At 61.6% G+C, this 14628-nt stretch carries 18 protein-coding genes and 1 other RNA gene; 8 read left to right on the top strand and 11 right to left on the bottom strand.

Annotated elements, in window-relative coordinates; genetic code table 11:
• Positions 1-52 precede the first annotated feature (52 nt).
• The 3 genes from DFR48_RS14345 to ffs form a co-directional block, all read right to left on the bottom strand.
• On the bottom strand, positions 53-376 hold the full coding sequence (locus tag DFR48_RS14345; protein WP_114363814.1) for a YbaB/EbfC family nucleoid-associated protein: 324 nt from the start codon (positions 374-376) through the stop codon (positions 53-55).
• A 36-nt stretch (positions 377-412) separates the two neighbouring features.
• The gene (locus tag DFR48_RS14340; RefSeq protein WP_114363813.1) at positions 413-2278 is read right to left on the bottom strand and encodes a DNA polymerase III subunit gamma/tau; all 1866 of its coding nucleotides are present in this window, start codon (positions 2276-2278) and stop codon (positions 413-415) included.
• Positions 2279-2352: 74 nt separating this feature from the next.
• Positions 2353-2449, bottom strand: an RNA gene (ffs, locus tag DFR48_RS14335) — signal recognition particle sRNA small type.
• A gap of 92 nt (positions 2450-2541) precedes the next feature.
• Here ffs and DFR48_RS14330 point away from each other — a divergent pair.
• Together DFR48_RS14330 and nudC are read left to right on the top strand one after the other, a co-directional pair.
• Positions 2542-2952: an HIT domain-containing protein gene (locus DFR48_RS14330; RefSeq protein ID WP_114363812.1), complete on the top strand. Its 411-nt coding sequence runs from the start codon at positions 2542-2544 to the stop codon at positions 2950-2952.
• Positions 2949-3908: an NAD(+) diphosphatase gene (gene nudC / locus DFR48_RS14325; RefSeq protein ID WP_114363811.1), complete on the top strand. Its 960-nt coding sequence runs from the start codon at positions 2949-2951 to the stop codon at positions 3906-3908. The genes DFR48_RS14330 and nudC overlap by 4 nt, the downstream gene beginning before the upstream one ends.
• A gap of 49 nt (positions 3909-3957) precedes the next feature.
• Here nudC and DFR48_RS14320 read toward each other — a convergent pair whose 3' ends face one another.
• Both DFR48_RS14320 and DFR48_RS14315 read right to left on the bottom strand, forming a co-directional pair.
• Positions 3958-4812, bottom strand: coding sequence for a prephenate dehydratase (locus DFR48_RS14320; RefSeq protein WP_114363810.1), 855 nt, complete (start codon positions 4810-4812; stop codon positions 3958-3960).
• Positions 4813-4822: 10 nt separating this feature from the next.
• Positions 4823-5581 (bottom strand): 3-deoxy-manno-octulosonate cytidylyltransferase, encoded by a 759-nt coding sequence (locus DFR48_RS14315; protein WP_114363809.1) that lies wholly within the window; start codon positions 5579-5581, stop codon positions 4823-4825.
• Between the two features lie 152 nt (positions 5582-5733).
• On the opposite strand from DFR48_RS14315, the gene DFR48_RS14310 reads away from it, so the two are divergent.
• Positions 5734-6294 (top strand): c-type cytochrome, encoded by a 561-nt coding sequence (locus tag DFR48_RS14310; protein ID WP_114363808.1) that lies wholly within the window; start codon positions 5734-5736, stop codon positions 6292-6294.
• 98 nt (positions 6295-6392) lie between these two features.
• Here the strand turns inward: DFR48_RS14310 and DFR48_RS14305 are convergent, their stop codons facing one another.
• Positions 6393-7337, bottom strand: a complete 945-nt coding sequence (locus tag DFR48_RS14305) for an AEC family transporter (protein ID WP_114363807.1) — start codon at positions 7335-7337, stop codon at positions 6393-6395.
• A 381-nt stretch (positions 7338-7718) separates the two neighbouring features.
• On the opposite strand from DFR48_RS14305, the gene DFR48_RS14300 reads away from it, so the two are divergent.
• The gene (locus DFR48_RS14300) at positions 7719-8711 is read left to right on the top strand and encodes an adenosine kinase (protein ID WP_114363806.1); all 993 of its coding nucleotides are present in this window, start codon (positions 7719-7721) and stop codon (positions 8709-8711) included.
• Here the strand turns inward: DFR48_RS14300 and DFR48_RS14295 are convergent.
• Entirely contained in the window at positions 8704-9237 is a 534-nt protein-coding gene (locus DFR48_RS14295) for an SH3 domain-containing protein (protein ID WP_114363805.1), read from the bottom strand. The two genes, DFR48_RS14300 and DFR48_RS14295, sit on opposite strands and share 8 nt — an antisense overlap.
• Before the next feature lie 196 nt (positions 9238-9433).
• On the opposite strand from DFR48_RS14295, the gene DFR48_RS14290 reads away from it, so the two are divergent.
• Positions 9434-10438: a 2-hydroxyacid dehydrogenase gene (locus tag DFR48_RS14290; RefSeq protein ID WP_112686094.1), complete on the top strand. Its 1005-nt coding sequence runs from the start codon at positions 9434-9436 to the stop codon at positions 10436-10438.
• Between the two features lie 3 nt (positions 10439-10441).
• On the opposite strand, the gene DFR48_RS14285 is transcribed toward DFR48_RS14290, so the two are convergent.
• Genes DFR48_RS14285 through recF form a run of 3 tightly spaced genes read right to left on the bottom strand, consistent with a single transcriptional unit; the run spans position 10442 to position 12877 of the window.
• Positions 10442-10915 carry a GNAT family N-acetyltransferase gene (locus tag DFR48_RS14285; protein WP_114363874.1) on the bottom strand — a complete coding sequence of 158 codons (474 nt, stop codon included), beginning with the start codon at positions 10913-10915 and terminating at the stop codon, positions 10442-10444.
• Positions 10916-10943: 28 nt separating this feature from the next.
• Positions 10944-11708 carry a molybdopterin-synthase adenylyltransferase MoeB gene (locus tag DFR48_RS14280; RefSeq protein ID WP_114363804.1) on the bottom strand — a complete coding sequence of 255 codons (765 nt, stop codon included), beginning with the start codon at positions 11706-11708 and terminating at the stop codon, positions 10944-10946.
• A 44-nt stretch (positions 11709-11752) separates the two neighbouring features.
• Positions 11753-12877, bottom strand: a complete 1125-nt coding sequence (gene recF, locus DFR48_RS14275) for a DNA replication/repair protein RecF (protein WP_114363803.1) — start codon at positions 12875-12877, stop codon at positions 11753-11755.
• A gap of 189 nt (positions 12878-13066) precedes the next feature.
• On the opposite strand from recF, the gene DFR48_RS14270 reads away from it, so the two are divergent.
• On the top strand, positions 13067-13351 hold the full coding sequence (locus tag DFR48_RS14270; RefSeq protein ID WP_245415614.1) for a hypothetical protein: 285 nt from the start codon (positions 13067-13069) through the stop codon (positions 13349-13351).
• Positions 13352-13427: 76 nt separating this feature from the next.
• The gene (locus tag DFR48_RS14265) at positions 13428-13637 is read left to right on the top strand and encodes a SlyX family protein (protein WP_114363802.1); all 210 of its coding nucleotides are present in this window, start codon (positions 13428-13430) and stop codon (positions 13635-13637) included.
• An 11-nt stretch (positions 13638-13648) separates the two neighbouring features.
• Here DFR48_RS14265 and DFR48_RS14260 read toward each other — a convergent pair whose 3' ends face one another.
• Complete coding sequence (locus tag DFR48_RS14260) at positions 13649-14254, bottom strand: TetR/AcrR family transcriptional regulator (protein WP_114363801.1); 606 nt, start codon at positions 14252-14254, stop codon at positions 13649-13651.
• A gap of 102 nt (positions 14255-14356) precedes the next feature.
• Between DFR48_RS14260 and DFR48_RS14255 the strand changes: the two genes are divergently transcribed.
• Positions 14357-14614, top strand: coding sequence for a putative antibiotic biosynthesis monooxygenase (locus DFR48_RS14255; protein WP_114363872.1), 258 nt, complete (start codon positions 14357-14359; stop codon positions 14612-14614).
• The last annotated feature ends 14 nt before the right edge of the window (positions 14615-14628 follow it).

Raw genomic sequence — 14628 nt, 5'->3', positions numbered from 1 at the left:
AAGTGCGGAGGAATAGCCGATCGCCGCACGGCTGCCACGATCAGATATCGCATCAGAACGGCAGCTTCATGCCGGGCGGGATTGGGAGACCGGCCGTCATCTCCCTGGTCTTTTCCGCCATTACGGCTTCGGCCTTGTCCTTGGCGTCCTTGTGGGCGGCAACGATCAGGTCCTCGAGGATCTCGACCTCTTCTTCCTTGAAGAGTGAAGGATCGATCTTGAGGCCCTTGAGCTCGCCCTTGCCGGTCATCGTCACGGTCACAAGACCGCCGCCGGATTTGCCTTCGACTTCGAGAGCGGCGATCTCCGCCTGCATCTTCTCCATCTTGGCCTGCATTTCCTTGACCTTGCCCATCATGCCCATGATGTCGCGCATCGTCCCTGTCTCCCTGAAATATTGGCGAATGCCGTCTTAGAATTCGATGTCGTCGCCCGGAAGAATGTCGCCCTCGGCGGACTCTGCTGCCGAAGGGATGTCCAGCGTCTCGTCCTCGTTGCCGGTGGCACGAATGCGCACGTCCGTGATCCTCGCCCCGGGGAAGCGGGTCAGGATCGCCGCCACGTCCGGATCCTGGCGTGCGTCGAGGAGCCTCGCCTCGCGATTCGAACTTTCGGTTTCCGCAAGTGTCGGCCGGCCGGCTTCGCGCGACAGGATGACCATCCAGCGGATTTCCGTCCATTCCTCGAGTCGCCGCTGCAGGTCCCCTGCAAGCGTCTTCGGCGCTTCGGGTGGCAGATTGATCTCGAGGCGCCCGGGCTCCAGACCCACGAGCCGGACATAGGAACGCAGGAGAGCCTTGAGCTTCGGGTCACGGTTCTGTGTGCAGAGCTCGGCGATATCCTCAAGCGACTTGACGGGAACTTTGGGGACCGGTGTCGGCTTTGTTTCGATGCGCCCCAGGACAACTGGCTGCGATTCAGGTGTCGGCACACTCTGGAGATGGGCGGTCGGTCTTGGTGCAGTTGGCTGCATCGCGCGATCCGGCATCTGCCCGGCGACAGCAGCCGTGCGATAGGACGCCTGGGCGCCACCGCCGTTGCCTCCCGAGGGTGCAGCGGAATGGCTGCCGGTTTGGCCTCCTTCCGCCAATTCTGCAAGCCGGCGCGCAGCATCTTCCGGCGATGGCAAATGAGCCGCATGCGCAAGCCGAATAATGACCATTTCCGCGGCACCGGCAGGGCGCGCGGAATTTTCCGCTTCCGGGATGCCTTTCAGTAGCATCTGCCACATGCGGGAGAGCGTCGAAACGCTGATGCTGGTCGAGAGCTCGGCCCCGCGAACGCGCTCCACCTCACTGAGGGAGGCGTCCTGAGCCGCCGACGGTATGTATTTGAGCCGTGTCACGAGATGGGTGAAGTCGGCGAGGTCGGTCAGAACGACCGTCGGGCTGGCGCCCGACTCGTACTGGCTGCCGAACTCGGAGAGCGCAGCCGCGACGTCGCCGCGCACCACATGTTCGAAGAGATCGACGATGCGGGCACGATCGGCAAGCCCGAGCATCGCGCGCACCGCATCCGTCTTGACCGTCCCGCCGCCGTGGGCAATCGCCTGATCGAGCAGCGAGAGTCCGTCGCGTGCCGACCCCTCGGCAGCACGCGCAATCATCGCAAGGGCTTCCTCGTCGGCGACGATGCCTTCCTTGGCCGCAATCGTCGAGAACAGGCCGACCAGATCACTCGCACTGATGCGCCGCAGGTCGAAGCGCTGGCAGCGGGAGAGCACGGTGATCGGCACCTTGCGGATCTCGGTCGTTGCGAAGATGAACTTGACGTGTTCCGGCGGCTCCTCGAGTGTTTTCAGCAAGCCGTTGAAGGCTGCCGTCGAGAGCATATGCACTTCATCGATGATGTAGACTTTGTAGCGGGCCGAGACGGGGCGATAGCGAACCTGCTCGATGATCTCGCGGATGTCGTCGATACCGGTATGCGAGGCCGCGTCCATTTCGATGACGTCGACGTGACGACCTTCCATGATCGCCTGACAATGTTCGCCCGGGAGCTTGAGGTCGATCGTCGGCTTGTCGATCTCTGCAGTCTTGTAATTCAGCGCGCGCGCCAGGATACGGGCGGTCGTCGTCTTGCCGACACCGCGAACACCCGTCAGCATGTAGGCCTGCGCGATACGACCCGTCTCGAACGCATTCGTGAGCGTGCGGACCATCGGCTCCTGGCCGACCATCAGATCGGTGAAATCCTTGGGACGATACTTGCGGGCCAGGACTCTGTATCCTGCGGCGCCGCCGTTTGCATGTGCTGCTGTCGGCTCGAAGTCGCTCATCGCTCCTGCCAGCGTTAGAGTCGTCCCGTTCGGGTCTTTCGACCCTTCATCCTGCCGGCCATGTAGAACGGAAGGTGGGAGGCTGGCACGATGACCCGTGCCGGGCTCGTTAGGGCTGCTTCCTTCCGGACCTGACCCGGTTGGCGAGTGGCTCGTCCACCACCAACCTCCCGAGAGCACATATCGGCAATTACGGAAGCAAATGCAAGCCAAGCCGCCAAAAAACTGCTATCTATGGAGAAACGCTGGAAAAGGAGGCATTCTTGGTCAAGTTCGAGCTCGATGAGAGACTGACGCGCGACAGTGAGCGCCTGACGCTGCTCGGCCTCTGCGATGTCCGGCTCATGCGCGACAGCCGTTGGCCATGGCTCGTCCTCGTGCCGCAACGTCCGGATGTCAGCGAGGTCTTCGACCTCACGCCGCTCGACCAGGCAGTGTTGACCTTCGAGCAGAATCTGGTGGCGTCCGCGCTCAAGAGGGCGACTGGCGCTGTCAAAATAAACGTCGGCGCTCTTGGCAATATTGTTCGACAGCTTCATGTTCACGTTATCGCCCGCTTCGAAGGGGACGCGAATTGGCCGGGCCCCGTCTGGGGACACGGTTCGGCCGTTCCCTATGAGGCGCAGCCTTGCGGTGAATTCAAACGGAAGCTTCTCGAAGCCCTTCAGTCATGAGCAAATCCATCTTCGATCTCGACACTCCGCATCCCGAAGCCAGCACGCTTACCGCCTTTTCCAGGAATGGACTCGACCGACGTAGCGAACACCGGGAAGAGGACTGCCTGGAGCAGGCGCTCGCGGTTGAAGGCGCCCACATTCTTGCATTCGCCGGGCCGAAGCTCATCCTCAAGCACGACGGGCAGGTTCTTGATCCGCTGTTCGCGCCCTATGAATTGCCGGAGCTTGATCCCGACTTCGACAACGCTGTTCTCTTGGGATTCCAGCCGACAGGCGAGCCGCGGCTCGCCGTGCCCGTGCGCAGTGCGGCAGAGGAACTCGCCAATCACTACAAGGCCGCTGACGCCCGTTCGCTCTTTCGCGACGAACTGGTCGGCGAGGATCTGCAGGGCGAGGCGGCGCAGGCACTCAGCCTTCTCCAGTGGAACATGGACAACCGCTTCTGTGGCCGCTGCGGCAGCGCGACGGAAGGCCGAATCGGCGGGTACAAACGGGTCTGTCAGGCCTGCGACCACACGATTTTCCCGCGGACAGACCCGGTCGCGATCATGCTGGTGATCGACGAGACGCGCGATCTGTGCCTCCTTGGTCGCAATCATCGCTTCCCGGACGGCATGTATTCCTGCCTGGCTGGCTTCGTGGAACCGGGCGAGACAATCGAGAATGCGGTTCGCCGCGAAACCTACGAGGAAGCGGGGATTGAGATCGGCCGGGTGCGCTATCACGCTTCGCAGCCCTGGCCCATGCCCCATCAGATGATGATCGGGTGTTTTGCCGAGGCGCTTTCTAGCGAGGTCAGCCGCGATACCTTTGAGCTTGCCGACTGCCGATGGTTCACGAGGACCGAGGTCGAAGAGATGATGGCGTCGCGCGCCGCCAACGGCTGGACGACGCCGATCGAGGGAACGATCGCCAATCGTCTGCTGCGGGACTGGCTGGACTGGCCCCATTGAGGCGTCCCCCGGAAATTGCGAAAATCGTGCGGTCCAGGGGCGAGCGGACCTAGAGCTTGCCCCGCATCGGGTGGCCCTTGTAGACGCCGAGAATGCGGACTTTTTCCGAGAAGAAGCGCAGTTCTTCCAGGGCCTGCATGACCGGCGTGTCATCCGGGTGGCCTTCGATATCCGCATAGAACTGGGTTGCCACGAACTTGCCCCCGATCTGATAACTTTCCAGCTTCGTCATGTTGATGCCGTTCGTCGCAAAACCGCCGAGTGCCTTGTAGAGCGCGGCGGGAATGTTGCGGACGTTGAAGATGAAGGTGGTGACGATGAGTTCGCCAGGCGAAGAACGCTTGGCAATGGTCTCGTCGCGCGACAGGACGACGAAACGGGTGACGTTGTTCTCGGTATCCTCGACATTCTCGGCAATGATTTCGAGACCATAGAGATCGGCGGCAAGTCGCGGTGCAAGGGCTGCCATGGATCGCTCGCCGGTTTCGGCGACCAACTTTGCCGCGCCGGCGGTGTCGCCGGCGACGACCGGCTTCCAGCCATTGTTGCGGATGATCTTGCGGCATTGTCCGAGCGCGTGGATATGGCTGTGCACCGTGCGGATTTCGTCCTTCGCAACGCCGGGAAGCACCATCAGCTGGAATCGGATGGGCATGAAGTACTCGCCGACGATGTGCAGGCGGGACTCCGGCAACAGGTGATGGATATCGGCCACCCGCCCGGCGATGGTGTTTTCGATCGGGATCATGGCGAGGTCCGCGTCGCCGTTCTCGACGGCCACGAAGGCATCCTCGAACGTTGGGCAGGGAAGTGGCGACATGTCCGGGAACATGTCGCGGCATGCCATGTCGGAATTTGCGCCGAAATCGCCCTGAAATGCGATCTTGTTGGTCTTGTTCGTCATGGCGAGTCCGTTACTGGTTGTCTTTGGCAGCGAGAATCTGTCGAGCCTTGTCGAGATCCGCAGGGGTGTCGACGCCGAGCGGGATCGAATTGACGATCTCCACATCGATCCGCATATCCGCTTCAAGCGCCCGCAACTGTTCGAGTGACTCGCGTTTTTCGAGCGGTGAGGGTGGCAGCGAAACGAATTTCTCGAGTGCTGCACGGCGGTACGCGTAAAGACCGATATGATGATAGAGTGGTCCGGCGCCATGGGGAGCGGTCGCACGGGTGAAATAGAGCGCCCGAAGGCGGCCTTCCGAAAGCGGCGAGCCCACGACTTTGACGACATTCGGATTGGTCTTTTCTTCCTCGTCGGTAATCTCGACGGTCAAGGTCGCGATGTCAGTCCGCTCATCCTCGAGTGGCCGGAGGGCTGCACGGATTGTCTCGGGCTCGATCGTCGGCAGGTCGCCCTGTACGTTGATGACGGTATCGATCTGGCCGTCCGGATCGGCCTTGGTCAGCGCCTCATAGATGCGGTCCGAGCCCGAGGGGTGATCCGCGCGGGTCATGACGACCTCGAAGCCGGCCTTTTCGACCGCCTCGAAGGTGCGGGGATCGTCGACCGCCACGATGATCCGCCCGACATTGGCTTCGAGAGCGCGACGCGCGACCTGTACAATCATCGGCTGGCCACAGATGTCAGCGAGCGGCTTGCCGGGCAGACGGGTCGATGCCATGCGGGCCGGTATCAATACCAGTGTCTTCTCGAAAACGGGTTTGTTCATTGCCGGCCCTTCTAATCCCGCAGGAAAAGTGTCAAAAAGTCCCAATTCCGGGACCACAATCGTGTTGCAACTGTCAAGCAAAAGACATAGGTTCCGCCCGATTTCAAGATCGTCCGGTTCGTGACCGCCGGCTGCATGGGGAGCGTTTGCAGATGAATTCATATGTGAACATGGGCGTTGGAGCTCTGCTTGGGACCGTCTTCGTTCTGTTGACGGTGTCCATCGCCTCTGAAGGCATCTTCCGCTCGGAGAAGCCGGAAAAGGAAGGTTACGCCATCGTCGCTGAAGGTGCCGCGCAGCCTGAAGCTGGTGCCGAGGCCGCAGCCGCTGCGGAAACCCCGATCGCGACCCTGCTGGCAACCGCCGACGCCGCCGCTGGCGAAAAGGTCTTCAAGAAGTGCACAAGCTGTCATGACGGTTCCAAGGGCGGACCGAACAAGGTCGGTCCGAACCTCTACGGCGTGGTCGACCGCCCGGTCGCTTCGCACGAGGGCTTCGGTTACTCGGCTGCGATGAAGGATTTTTCGCAGGGCGGCTCGACCACCTGGACCTATGACAACCTGAATCACTTCATCACCGCGCCGAAAAAGCTTGTCGCCGGCACGGCCATGGGTTTCGCCGGCCTGAAGAACGAAAAGGAACGCGCGGATCTCATAGCCTATCTGCGCTCCCTGTCCGACGCGCCGGCTCCGCTTCCGACGCCGACGAACTGATCGGCTTCTCGAGCGATCTCGGAAATGATGCCCGGCCCTGTGCCGGGCATCTTCGTTTGTAACCCAGCTATTTTCGCCCACTCGCCTGACGCGACCGCTCAGCTCAATAGCCAGGCCCACAAGCTGACGGTTGCTACGCCGGCCGCCGTTGTCAGGGTGATCGTCGAGGCGGCGAGGCCATGCCCGACGCCAAAACGGTTAGCGATCAGCCATGCATTGATGCCGGTCGGCACCGAGGACGTCAGCACCATCGCCATCGTCCACTCGTGACCGAGGCCAACCAAGCGGCAAGCCCCCCAAACGCAGGCGGGCATCAACAGCAGCTTCAACGCCGAAGTGGCGCCGGCGATGCGGAAGTTCCCGGAGATACCGTACTTGTTGAGGGCCATGCCGAGGGAAAGCAGTGCCGTCGGCGCGGCCATCGCAGCGATCTGGTTGACCACGCTGTCCAGGACGCCGGGGATCGGCAGGCCGGAGACGTGAGCCACGACGCCGGCCGCAAGTCCGATGACCAGTGGGTTGCGGGCAAGATTGCCGCCAATCTGCGTGAAGATGGCGAGCAGTCCACGTGAACTGCCGCCGCTGATCTTTCGTTCGGCCTGTTCCATGAGAACCGTGCCGATGATCATCATGAGTGGCAGATGGACCGCGAGCAGAATGGAAAGCGCGACGATGCCATCGCTGCCGACGATGCGGCTGACGAGTGGCAGTCCGATGAAGACGTTGTTTGCAAAGGCTGAGGAAACCCCGGCGAGCACGCCGACACGCGCATCGCGCTCAAAGATGCGCGTTGCGATCAGATGACCAACGGTCCAGGTCACCCCGACGCCGGCAAAATAGGCAATCCAGAGTCGGAAAGGAGAGGCGCCGTGAAAGTCGGCCTCGGCGATCGTTCGAAAGAGTAGAACCGGGACCGCGACCTTGAAGACGAACTCTCCGAGCGAATCTCCGAGTTCGTCTTTGAGCAGCCCCGTTCTGACCAGGGCCCACCCGATCAGAATGAGTATGAAGATCGGCAGAACGTTAAGGGTAATCTCGGGCATTCGGGGAGATGTTCTCGGAGGGGAGGTGGAAGACGCGCCACTCTAACGTTGCAGTTCCGCGACGACCAGCCGTAAGTCCGGAGGGTGTACGTTTCCCGACGCTAATCTATAAGCCTTGTGGCAATGCCGCACCAGCTGCCGGATTGCGACGCCGCCAGTACATCCGTGGCTAGCGGCAATCCGGTGTCCGGAGATGATCGCTCCGTTCGGTGGCATGCCGGGAGACGGGGAATCGCATCTCGGCGCGTAAGGAGTTCTAGCCGCCCCATGTAACGGCCGTGTGACGTCGTGAAATCGTCGCAGGCTGGCGTTTGGCCTTCCCAACCGCGGAAAAAACGCTATGACCTCCGACGAACATGTCTCAGAGGGGATCCGCATTTCATGGTCAAGTTCGATGTGCTCACGGTGGGCAACGCCATTGTCGACATCATTTCCAGATGTGACGACAGGTTCCTGACGGAAAACGAGATCACCAAGGGAGCCATGAACCTGATCGATGCGGAGCGGGCGGAGAGGCTCTACGCTCTGATGGGGCCGGCGGTAGAGGCCTCGGGTGGCAGCGCGGGCAATACCGCCGCCGGCATTGCAAATCTCGGCGGTAAGGCTGCCTATTTCGGCAAGGTGGCCGACGACCAGCTTGGCAAGATCTTCATCCACGACATCCGCGCCCAGGGCGTCCACTATGAGACCCGGCCGAAGGGCAACAATCCCCCCACCGCGCGCAGCATGATCTTCGTGACGAGTGACGGAGAGCGCTCGATGAACACCCATCTCGGCGCCTGCGTCGAGTTCGGGCCCGAGGATGTCGAGGCCGAGGTCGTCGCGTCATCGAAGGTCACTTATTTCGAAGGATATCTTTGGGATCCGCCGCGTGCGAAGCAGGCCATCCTCGATTGCGCGCGCATCGCTCATGAAAATGGGCGCGAGATGTCGATGACGCTCTCCGACAGCTTTTGCGTTGATCGGTACCGCGCGGAATTTCTCGATCTCATGCGCTCAGGAACGGTCGATATCGTCTTTTCGAACACGCAGGAGGTGCTTGCGCTCTACGAAACGGACGACTTCGACCTTGCACTGGAGCGACTGGCCCGGGACTGCAAGCTGGCGGCCGTTACCATGAGTGAGAAGGGTGCCGTGATCGTGAAGGGGGCAGAACGTATCCGGGCCGATGCAATGCATATCGATGAGCTTGTCGACACCACTGGCGCGGGCGATCTCTTCGCAGCCGGTTTCCTCTACGGCTATACGCAGGGGCGCTCGCTTTATGACTGCGGACGTCTCGGTTGCTTTGCCGCCGGTGTCGTCATCCAGCAGATCGGCCCGCGCCCGCTGATCTCGCTGGAGCAGGCCGGCCGGGAACTCGGGCTTATTTGAAGGCTTCGCCGGGATAGGCGCCCCAGATCTCCGCTTGCGAGACCCAGCCTTCGACGCCGTTTGCCTCGGCATGGCACCAGTTTCCGTTGCATTCGTCCAGCGTTAGGACGACGCCTGGTTCCAGTTTGGCCACGACGGCCGCGGTCGGCAGCGAATCGCGCCGCAGGTTTACATAGACATTGTCGCCACGCATCCACGGTGCGGCGATTGCCGTTCGTTCACCCGAAAGCAACGACTGGTTCACCCAGCCCTCGGTCCCGTCAGCGTCACGGATGCGTCGCCAGTTGTCGTATTCCTGGATAATTTCGACGGGCAGCCCGGACTTGAGATAAAGCCAAGAGACTGCATAGTCGGTGCTCGGTCCGATGCGCATGTTGACGCGCTTGGCCTTGAGGCTGACGAAACGTGGAAGGGGCAGGCCGCTCAGGCCTTTCGACACCTGGGCTCCGGCGGCTGCAGGAGCTGCGACGGTCGCTGCGAAGACCAGACTTGCAACAAGACCGATTCGAAGCACAAGTTCACGCATGGTCGTTCCATCATCCAACGAGGTCGGGATCTCTCCGGTGGGCTCGCGCCGCCATGGCGGCTCTGCGACGAAAACCCAAGTCCGCCGTTGCGAGTTTTGTTTGTCTTCGCTGGCGGGTTTGGTAGAAATTGCCCTGAGTGGTGGGATTATCATCGCACTTGGTTAATGACCTCTGAACAAGGTATCGAACGTTCCCATGACGAACAAGAAAAGACCGAAGGTTTACATAACCCGGAAACTGCCGGACGCCGTGGAAACCCGCATGCGCGAACTCTTCGATGCCGAGCTCAACATAGATGACAGACCCCGCACGCAGCCGGAGCTGGTGGTTGCGATGCAGACGGCCGATGTTCTCGTGCCGACGGTCACCGACAGGATAGACGCGGCACTGATCGAGCAGGCCGGTCCTCAGATGAAGCTGATCGCCAGCTTCTCGAACGGCTTCGACCATATTGACGTCGACGCTGCGGCCCGCAAGGGTATCACGGTCACCAACACGCCGAACGTGCTGACAGAAGACACTGCCGACATGACCATGGCCCTTATTCTGGCCGTGCCGCGCAGGCTCGTCGAAGGCGCACGAATCCTGATCGAAAATCCTGGTGACTGGGCGGGATGGTCGCCGACCTGGATGCTCGGACGCCGGATATGGGGCAAGCGGATCGGGATCATCGGTATGGGGCGCATCGGTACCGCCGTTGCCCGCCGCGCCAAGGCGTTCGGCCTCTCGATCCACTACCACAATCGGAAGAGGGTCAATCCGGCAACCGAGGAAGCGCTCGAGGCAACCTACTGGGACAGTCTCGACCAGATGCTCGCTCGTGTGGACATCGTCTCGGTCAACTGCCCGTCTACGCCTGCCACCTTCCATCTTCTGTCGGCACGTCGGCTCGCGCTGATGCAGCCGACCAGCTACATCGTCAACACCGCTCGCGGCGACATTATCGACGAATCCGCCTTGATCCAGTGCTTGCGCGAGGGCAAGATCGCCGGCGCGGGCCTCGACGTCTTTGAAAATGAACCAGCGATCAATCCGAAGCTGGTGAAGCTTGCAGCCGAGGGCAAGGTCGTGCTTCTCCCCCATACGGGCTCCGCCACCATCGAAGGCCGCATCGACATGGGCGACAAGGTCATCATCAACATTCGCACCTTCTTCGACGGGCACCGACCACCGAACCGGGTTCTGCCCGGTCGGGCGTAAAAGTCACGAGAGCGCCTTGCGCATCTCGATCGAAGTCGTTCGGTCGAAGCCTGGATGCCGGTTCTCGGCCGTCTTGACGAAACCGTAGCCTGCAAAATAGCTCCGGTTGCGGGTGAGCTCAACCCGCACTTCCAGCCGCAAGGCGCAAAGGCCCTCCGCCCGCGCTATTTGCTCTGCAAGCATCAAAAGCCGACCACCGACACCTTTTCCCTGCGCATCCGGCAGGACGGCCAGCTTCCCGACATACAGCGTTTCCGGCGGCTCCGGTCGCAGGAAGACGCAGCCGACGATGCGATCGCCCTCGAGAGCCACATAGGCGATTTCGCTGCCACTTTTGTCTTGTAGCACCTGAGGCGTCAGCCGTGCCGCGGAGGAGGGTGGATCAACGACGCCTTCCATGTACGCGAAGGCCGAGAGAATGACCTGCAGCAGTTCGTCATACCGTTCGAAGTGGTCATCGATACGCGCTATCTGGATTGCCACTGCAGCCCCTTTGCCCCCTTGGTCAACTGCCCGATGGCGCGCGGCGCTTGTAGCGAACCGTGTCGAAGCGTCCGGCAAGAGCATCATACAGCAAGAGCCTGCCGACGAGCGGCTCGCCGATGCCGGTAATGAGCTTGATCGCTTCCATGGACATGAGCGTGCCGATGACGCCGGTGAGGGCGCCGATGATTCCGGCCTCTGCACATGAGGGTACGAGCCCGGGTGGCGGAGCGGAGGGGAAAAGATCGCGATAAGTCGGATTGGCGAGGCCATCAGGGCCGGCTTCATAAGGCTTCAGCACGGTCAGCGATCCGTCGAAGCGCCCGACTGCCCCGGTAACCAGTGGCACGCGCGCGTGCTCGGCCGCATCAGCGGCCGCATAGCGCGTGTCGAAATTGTCGGAGCCGTCGATCAGGAGGTCAAAGCGCCCAAGGTGGCGCTCCGCCATGTCGGCTGAAAACCGTTCCTCGTAGGAAAGGACCGTGACGTGCGGGTTAAGCCGGGCAATTGCCCCCGCGGCGCTTCGGGTCTTCATCTCGCCGATTGTGCCGCTGTCGTGAATCACCTGCCGTTGCAGATTGGAGAGCGAGACGCGATCGTCATCGACGATACCGAGCGTGCCGACGCCGGCTGCCGCGAGGTACTGGAGAACAGGCGAACCCAAGCCGCCGGCACCGACGACCATCACGCGTGCCCTCTTGAGCTTCTGCTGTCCAACTCCGCCCACTTCGGAGAGCAGGATGTGACGCTTGTAACGGGATATCTCTTCGGGGGTCAGTGCTTCCATGAGCGGATGATGGCACGCTTTGCCTGCCGGAGAAAGTATCCCGGTCAGACGTTGAGGTGGCCGTCGCTCACGGTGACAAACCGGGCTCGGTCACCGAGCGCGGAAAACATCGACTTGTCTGTTCCCGTCATGAACGCCTGACCGCCGAGCGCATCGATACGGTCGAACAGCGCGGCGCGTCGACCCTCGTCGAGATGGGCGGCGATCTCATCGAGAAGGAGGATCGGCGCGTGTCCGGTCATATTGGCGACGAGCCGTGCATGGGCAAGCACCAGGCCGACGAGCAGTGCCTTCTGTTCTCCCGTAGAGCAGCGCTCGGCCTCCATGTTCTTCTCACGGTGACGCACGAGAAGATCGCTGCGGTGAGGACCTTCGAGCGTTCGTCCAGCGGCGGCATCACGGTAGCGTCCTTCCGCCAGTATTGCCGCGTAGCGGTCTTCGAGATCGATCGCCGGAGCGGCAATTTCATCGTCCAGGAAGCCGGAGAGCGCAAGGCTGGCGGAAGGAAATGCCGAGGACAGATCCTGGGCGTCAACGAGGGCCGTGAGCAAACCCAGCATCTCCTGGCGCGCGAGCGCCATTGCCACCCCAAGGGACGCCATTTGCCTTTCAACGCCGCCGAGCCAGGCAGGGTCGAAGCGCCCTTCGGCGAGGAGTCGGTTGCGCCCGCGCATCGCCCGCTCGAAATCGCTCGCGCGTCTGCCGTGCGCCGGATCAAGCGACAGGACCAAACGGTCGAGGAACCGCCGCCGATCGGCCGAAGGACCGGTGAAGAGACCGTCCATCGCGGGTGTCAGCCAGAGCACGCGGAGATGATCGGTGAGTTCATCGACGGATTTTGCGGCTGTGCCGTTGATGCGGAGGCGCCGCACCAGAGCGTCGTCTCCGCCATCCGTGCCGGTGCCGATCTCGACGTCACCCTCCATTCCCTCGAGGTCGGCGAAGACCGCAAACCCACCGGCTGCGCCGACGCGTGCGACATCTGCAAGAGCGGCGCGGCGAAGCCCCCTGCCGGGGGAGAGGAAGGAGACCGCTTCCATGAGATTGGTCTTGCCGGCCCCGTTTTCACCGGTGAGGACGACATGGCGGCTGTCGAGCGGCAGCGACACCCTCGCATAGTTGCGGAAGTCGGTAAGCTTCAGCTCGCGGAGAAAAACTCGATGCGTCATCGTTGCCGGTTTCAGTGTTCCCCACGACCTAGGCGGAATGTCCGGCGAAGGCAAGGACGAGCGTCGATTTTCCGCCCTACGAGTACGTGGGACGGCGCGACGATCTGCCGGTGGCGATCCAGGTTCACCCTCATATATTATCGAAACGAGATGAATGAGCAGCACGAAGACCTGAAGGCGTAGCCCATGATGCCCGATCGCGACGAACTGACACCTGAGGAGGCGCGCCGGGATCACTGGGAAATGCTGCACTTCCTCGCGTTCAATGCGGCCTTCGGCGCCCTTCTGGGCGTTGGCGTTACCGTCCTTCTGATATGGTTTGACGTCGGCGGGCTTGGCACACGGATCGTTCATGCGCAAAATCCGATCCTGCCGGCAGTCCTCATCGGCGCCCCTTTGGCGTTGACCTTCGCCGCGGCCGTGACCGCCTCGGCGATCATGCTGATGCCTTACAGGAAGAAGAAACAACGTTAGCTCGGACGGGAGCAATTGACTCATCGAGCCGGTTTTCTGCATGAACGCGTGAGACCAACCCGAGGCGGAGAGTGCCATGTCAGAAGAAGAGAACCGCATCACGCGTCTCGAGGAAATGCTCGCCCATCAAGGACGGGTGATCGAGGAGCTTTCCGAACAGCTTGCCAGCCAGTGGAAGGTCGTCGAGCAGACCCGTGCCAAGCTCGACAGGCTGACGGAACGCTTTCTGGCGCTGGAGGAACAATCACTCGACGCGCCGGCGATCACCCGGCCGCCGCATTACTGATCGCGGACAGGTTATCCCCGACCCCGGATGCCGTCGAGAATGGTCTTTACCACCTTTCCAGCCTCTTCCTCGTCAATTTCGAGGCGGTTGGTCAGCAGCCTTATCCAGGCAAAGCCCGAGAGCATTTCCGCCACGAGTTCCGGGTTCACCTCTGCGCCGATATTCTCGCGCGCCTGAGTCGCCCGGATTTGCGCTCCCAAATGTTTGCGGCGCTCCGCCAGATAGGCCCCCAGCGCCTCGCACGCGGCCTGATCGGTCTGCGCTTCGGCGATCACGGAACGGAAAATTGCGCCACTGCCGCCTCGACGCCAAAAGGCCAAGAGTTCCGTCAGGAACCAGGTGAGGTCACGTTGCAGGTCTCCGGAATCCGCATGCAGATGGGGGTTCTTCTGACGATGGTAGGTGTCGAGAAGGAGGGCCGCCTTGTTCGGCCACCATCGGTAGATCGTCGGCTTGCCGGCCTTCGCGCGCTTGGCGACAGCTTCAATGGAGAATGACTTCGGCCCGTGCTCGGCAAGAATTTCGGCGGCAGCCTGCAGGATCGCCTCCTGGCTCGCCGGATTGCGTTGGGCCCCGATCGAGGTGCGGCGTTTGGTGAGGTCTTGGTCGTCGTTCATCGCTGTAGCCATTTCGATGCCCGACAATAGCACAAGAAAGCACTTGAACGAAACGGCTCGTTTCTATATAGAACGAAACGTTCCGTTCATATGGAGTTCCTCATGGCGCATACAAATTCCGCCCAGGCCGGCAGGGTACCCGTCCCGTCGAAGTTCCGCCTCGCAATGATCATGCTGGTTGCCGTCTATCCGTTCGTCACGGCGTTGCTCTACATCGTATTGCCGCTGACCGAGAGTTGGCCCCTCTGGCAACGTACGCTGGTGATCGCACCGGTGATGGTCTTCTCGATCATCTACGGTATCGCGCCGGCGATTCAGCGACACTTCGGCTGGTTTGTCGCCCGGTTGCCGCGCCCATAGGTGACTGACCAATG

Source organism: Ciceribacter lividus, assembly GCF_003337715.1.
Lineage (GTDB): Bacteria > Pseudomonadota > Alphaproteobacteria > Rhizobiales > Rhizobiaceae > Allorhizobium > Allorhizobium lividum.
This window is presented reverse-complemented; position numbering and strand designations above follow the sequence as displayed.

Excerpts from the sequence above, each read along its gene's own strand:
- DFR48_RS14345 (WP_114363814.1), bottom strand. The coding sequence starts at position 376 with ATGCGCGACATCATGGGCATGATGGGCAAGGTCAAGGAAATGCAGGCC.
- DFR48_RS14340 (WP_114363813.1), bottom strand. The coding sequence starts at position 2,278 with ATGAGCGACTTCGAGCCGACAGCAGCACATGCAAACGGCGGCGCCGCA.
- nudC (WP_114363811.1), top strand. The coding sequence starts at position 2,949 with ATGAGCAAATCCATCTTCGATCTCGACACTCCGCATCCCGAAGCCAGC.
- DFR48_RS14320 (WP_114363810.1), bottom strand. The coding sequence starts at position 4,812 with ATGACGAACAAGACCAACAAGATCGCATTTCAGGGCGATTTCGGCGCA.
- DFR48_RS14315 (WP_114363809.1), bottom strand. The coding sequence starts at position 5,581 with ATGAACAAACCCGTTTTCGAGAAGACACTGGTATTGATACCGGCCCGC.
- DFR48_RS14310 (WP_114363808.1), top strand. The coding sequence starts at position 5,734 with ATGAATTCATATGTGAACATGGGCGTTGGAGCTCTGCTTGGGACCGTC.
- DFR48_RS14305 (WP_114363807.1), bottom strand. The coding sequence starts at position 7,337 with ATGCCCGAGATTACCCTTAACGTTCTGCCGATCTTCATACTCATTCTG.
- DFR48_RS14300 (WP_114363806.1), top strand. The coding sequence starts at position 7,719 with ATGGTCAAGTTCGATGTGCTCACGGTGGGCAACGCCATTGTCGACATC.
- DFR48_RS14295 (WP_114363805.1), bottom strand. The coding sequence starts at position 9,237 with ATGCGTGAACTTGTGCTTCGAATCGGTCTTGTTGCAAGTCTGGTCTTC.
- DFR48_RS14290 (WP_112686094.1), top strand. The coding sequence starts at position 9,434 with ATGACGAACAAGAAAAGACCGAAGGTTTACATAACCCGGAAACTGCCG.
- DFR48_RS14280 (WP_114363804.1), bottom strand. The coding sequence starts at position 11,708 with ATGGAAGCACTGACCCCCGAAGAGATATCCCGTTACAAGCGTCACATC.
- recF (WP_114363803.1), bottom strand. The coding sequence starts at position 12,877 with ATGACGCATCGAGTTTTTCTCCGCGAGCTGAAGCTTACCGACTTCCGC.
- DFR48_RS14270 (WP_245415614.1), top strand. The coding sequence starts at position 13,067 with ATGCCCGATCGCGACGAACTGACACCTGAGGAGGCGCGCCGGGATCAC.
- DFR48_RS14265 (WP_114363802.1), top strand. The coding sequence starts at position 13,428 with ATGTCAGAAGAAGAGAACCGCATCACGCGTCTCGAGGAAATGCTCGCC.
- DFR48_RS14260 (WP_114363801.1), bottom strand. The coding sequence starts at position 14,254 with ATGAACGACGACCAAGACCTCACCAAACGCCGCACCTCGATCGGGGCC.
- DFR48_RS14255 (WP_114363872.1), top strand. The coding sequence starts at position 14,357 with ATGGCGCATACAAATTCCGCCCAGGCCGGCAGGGTACCCGTCCCGTCG.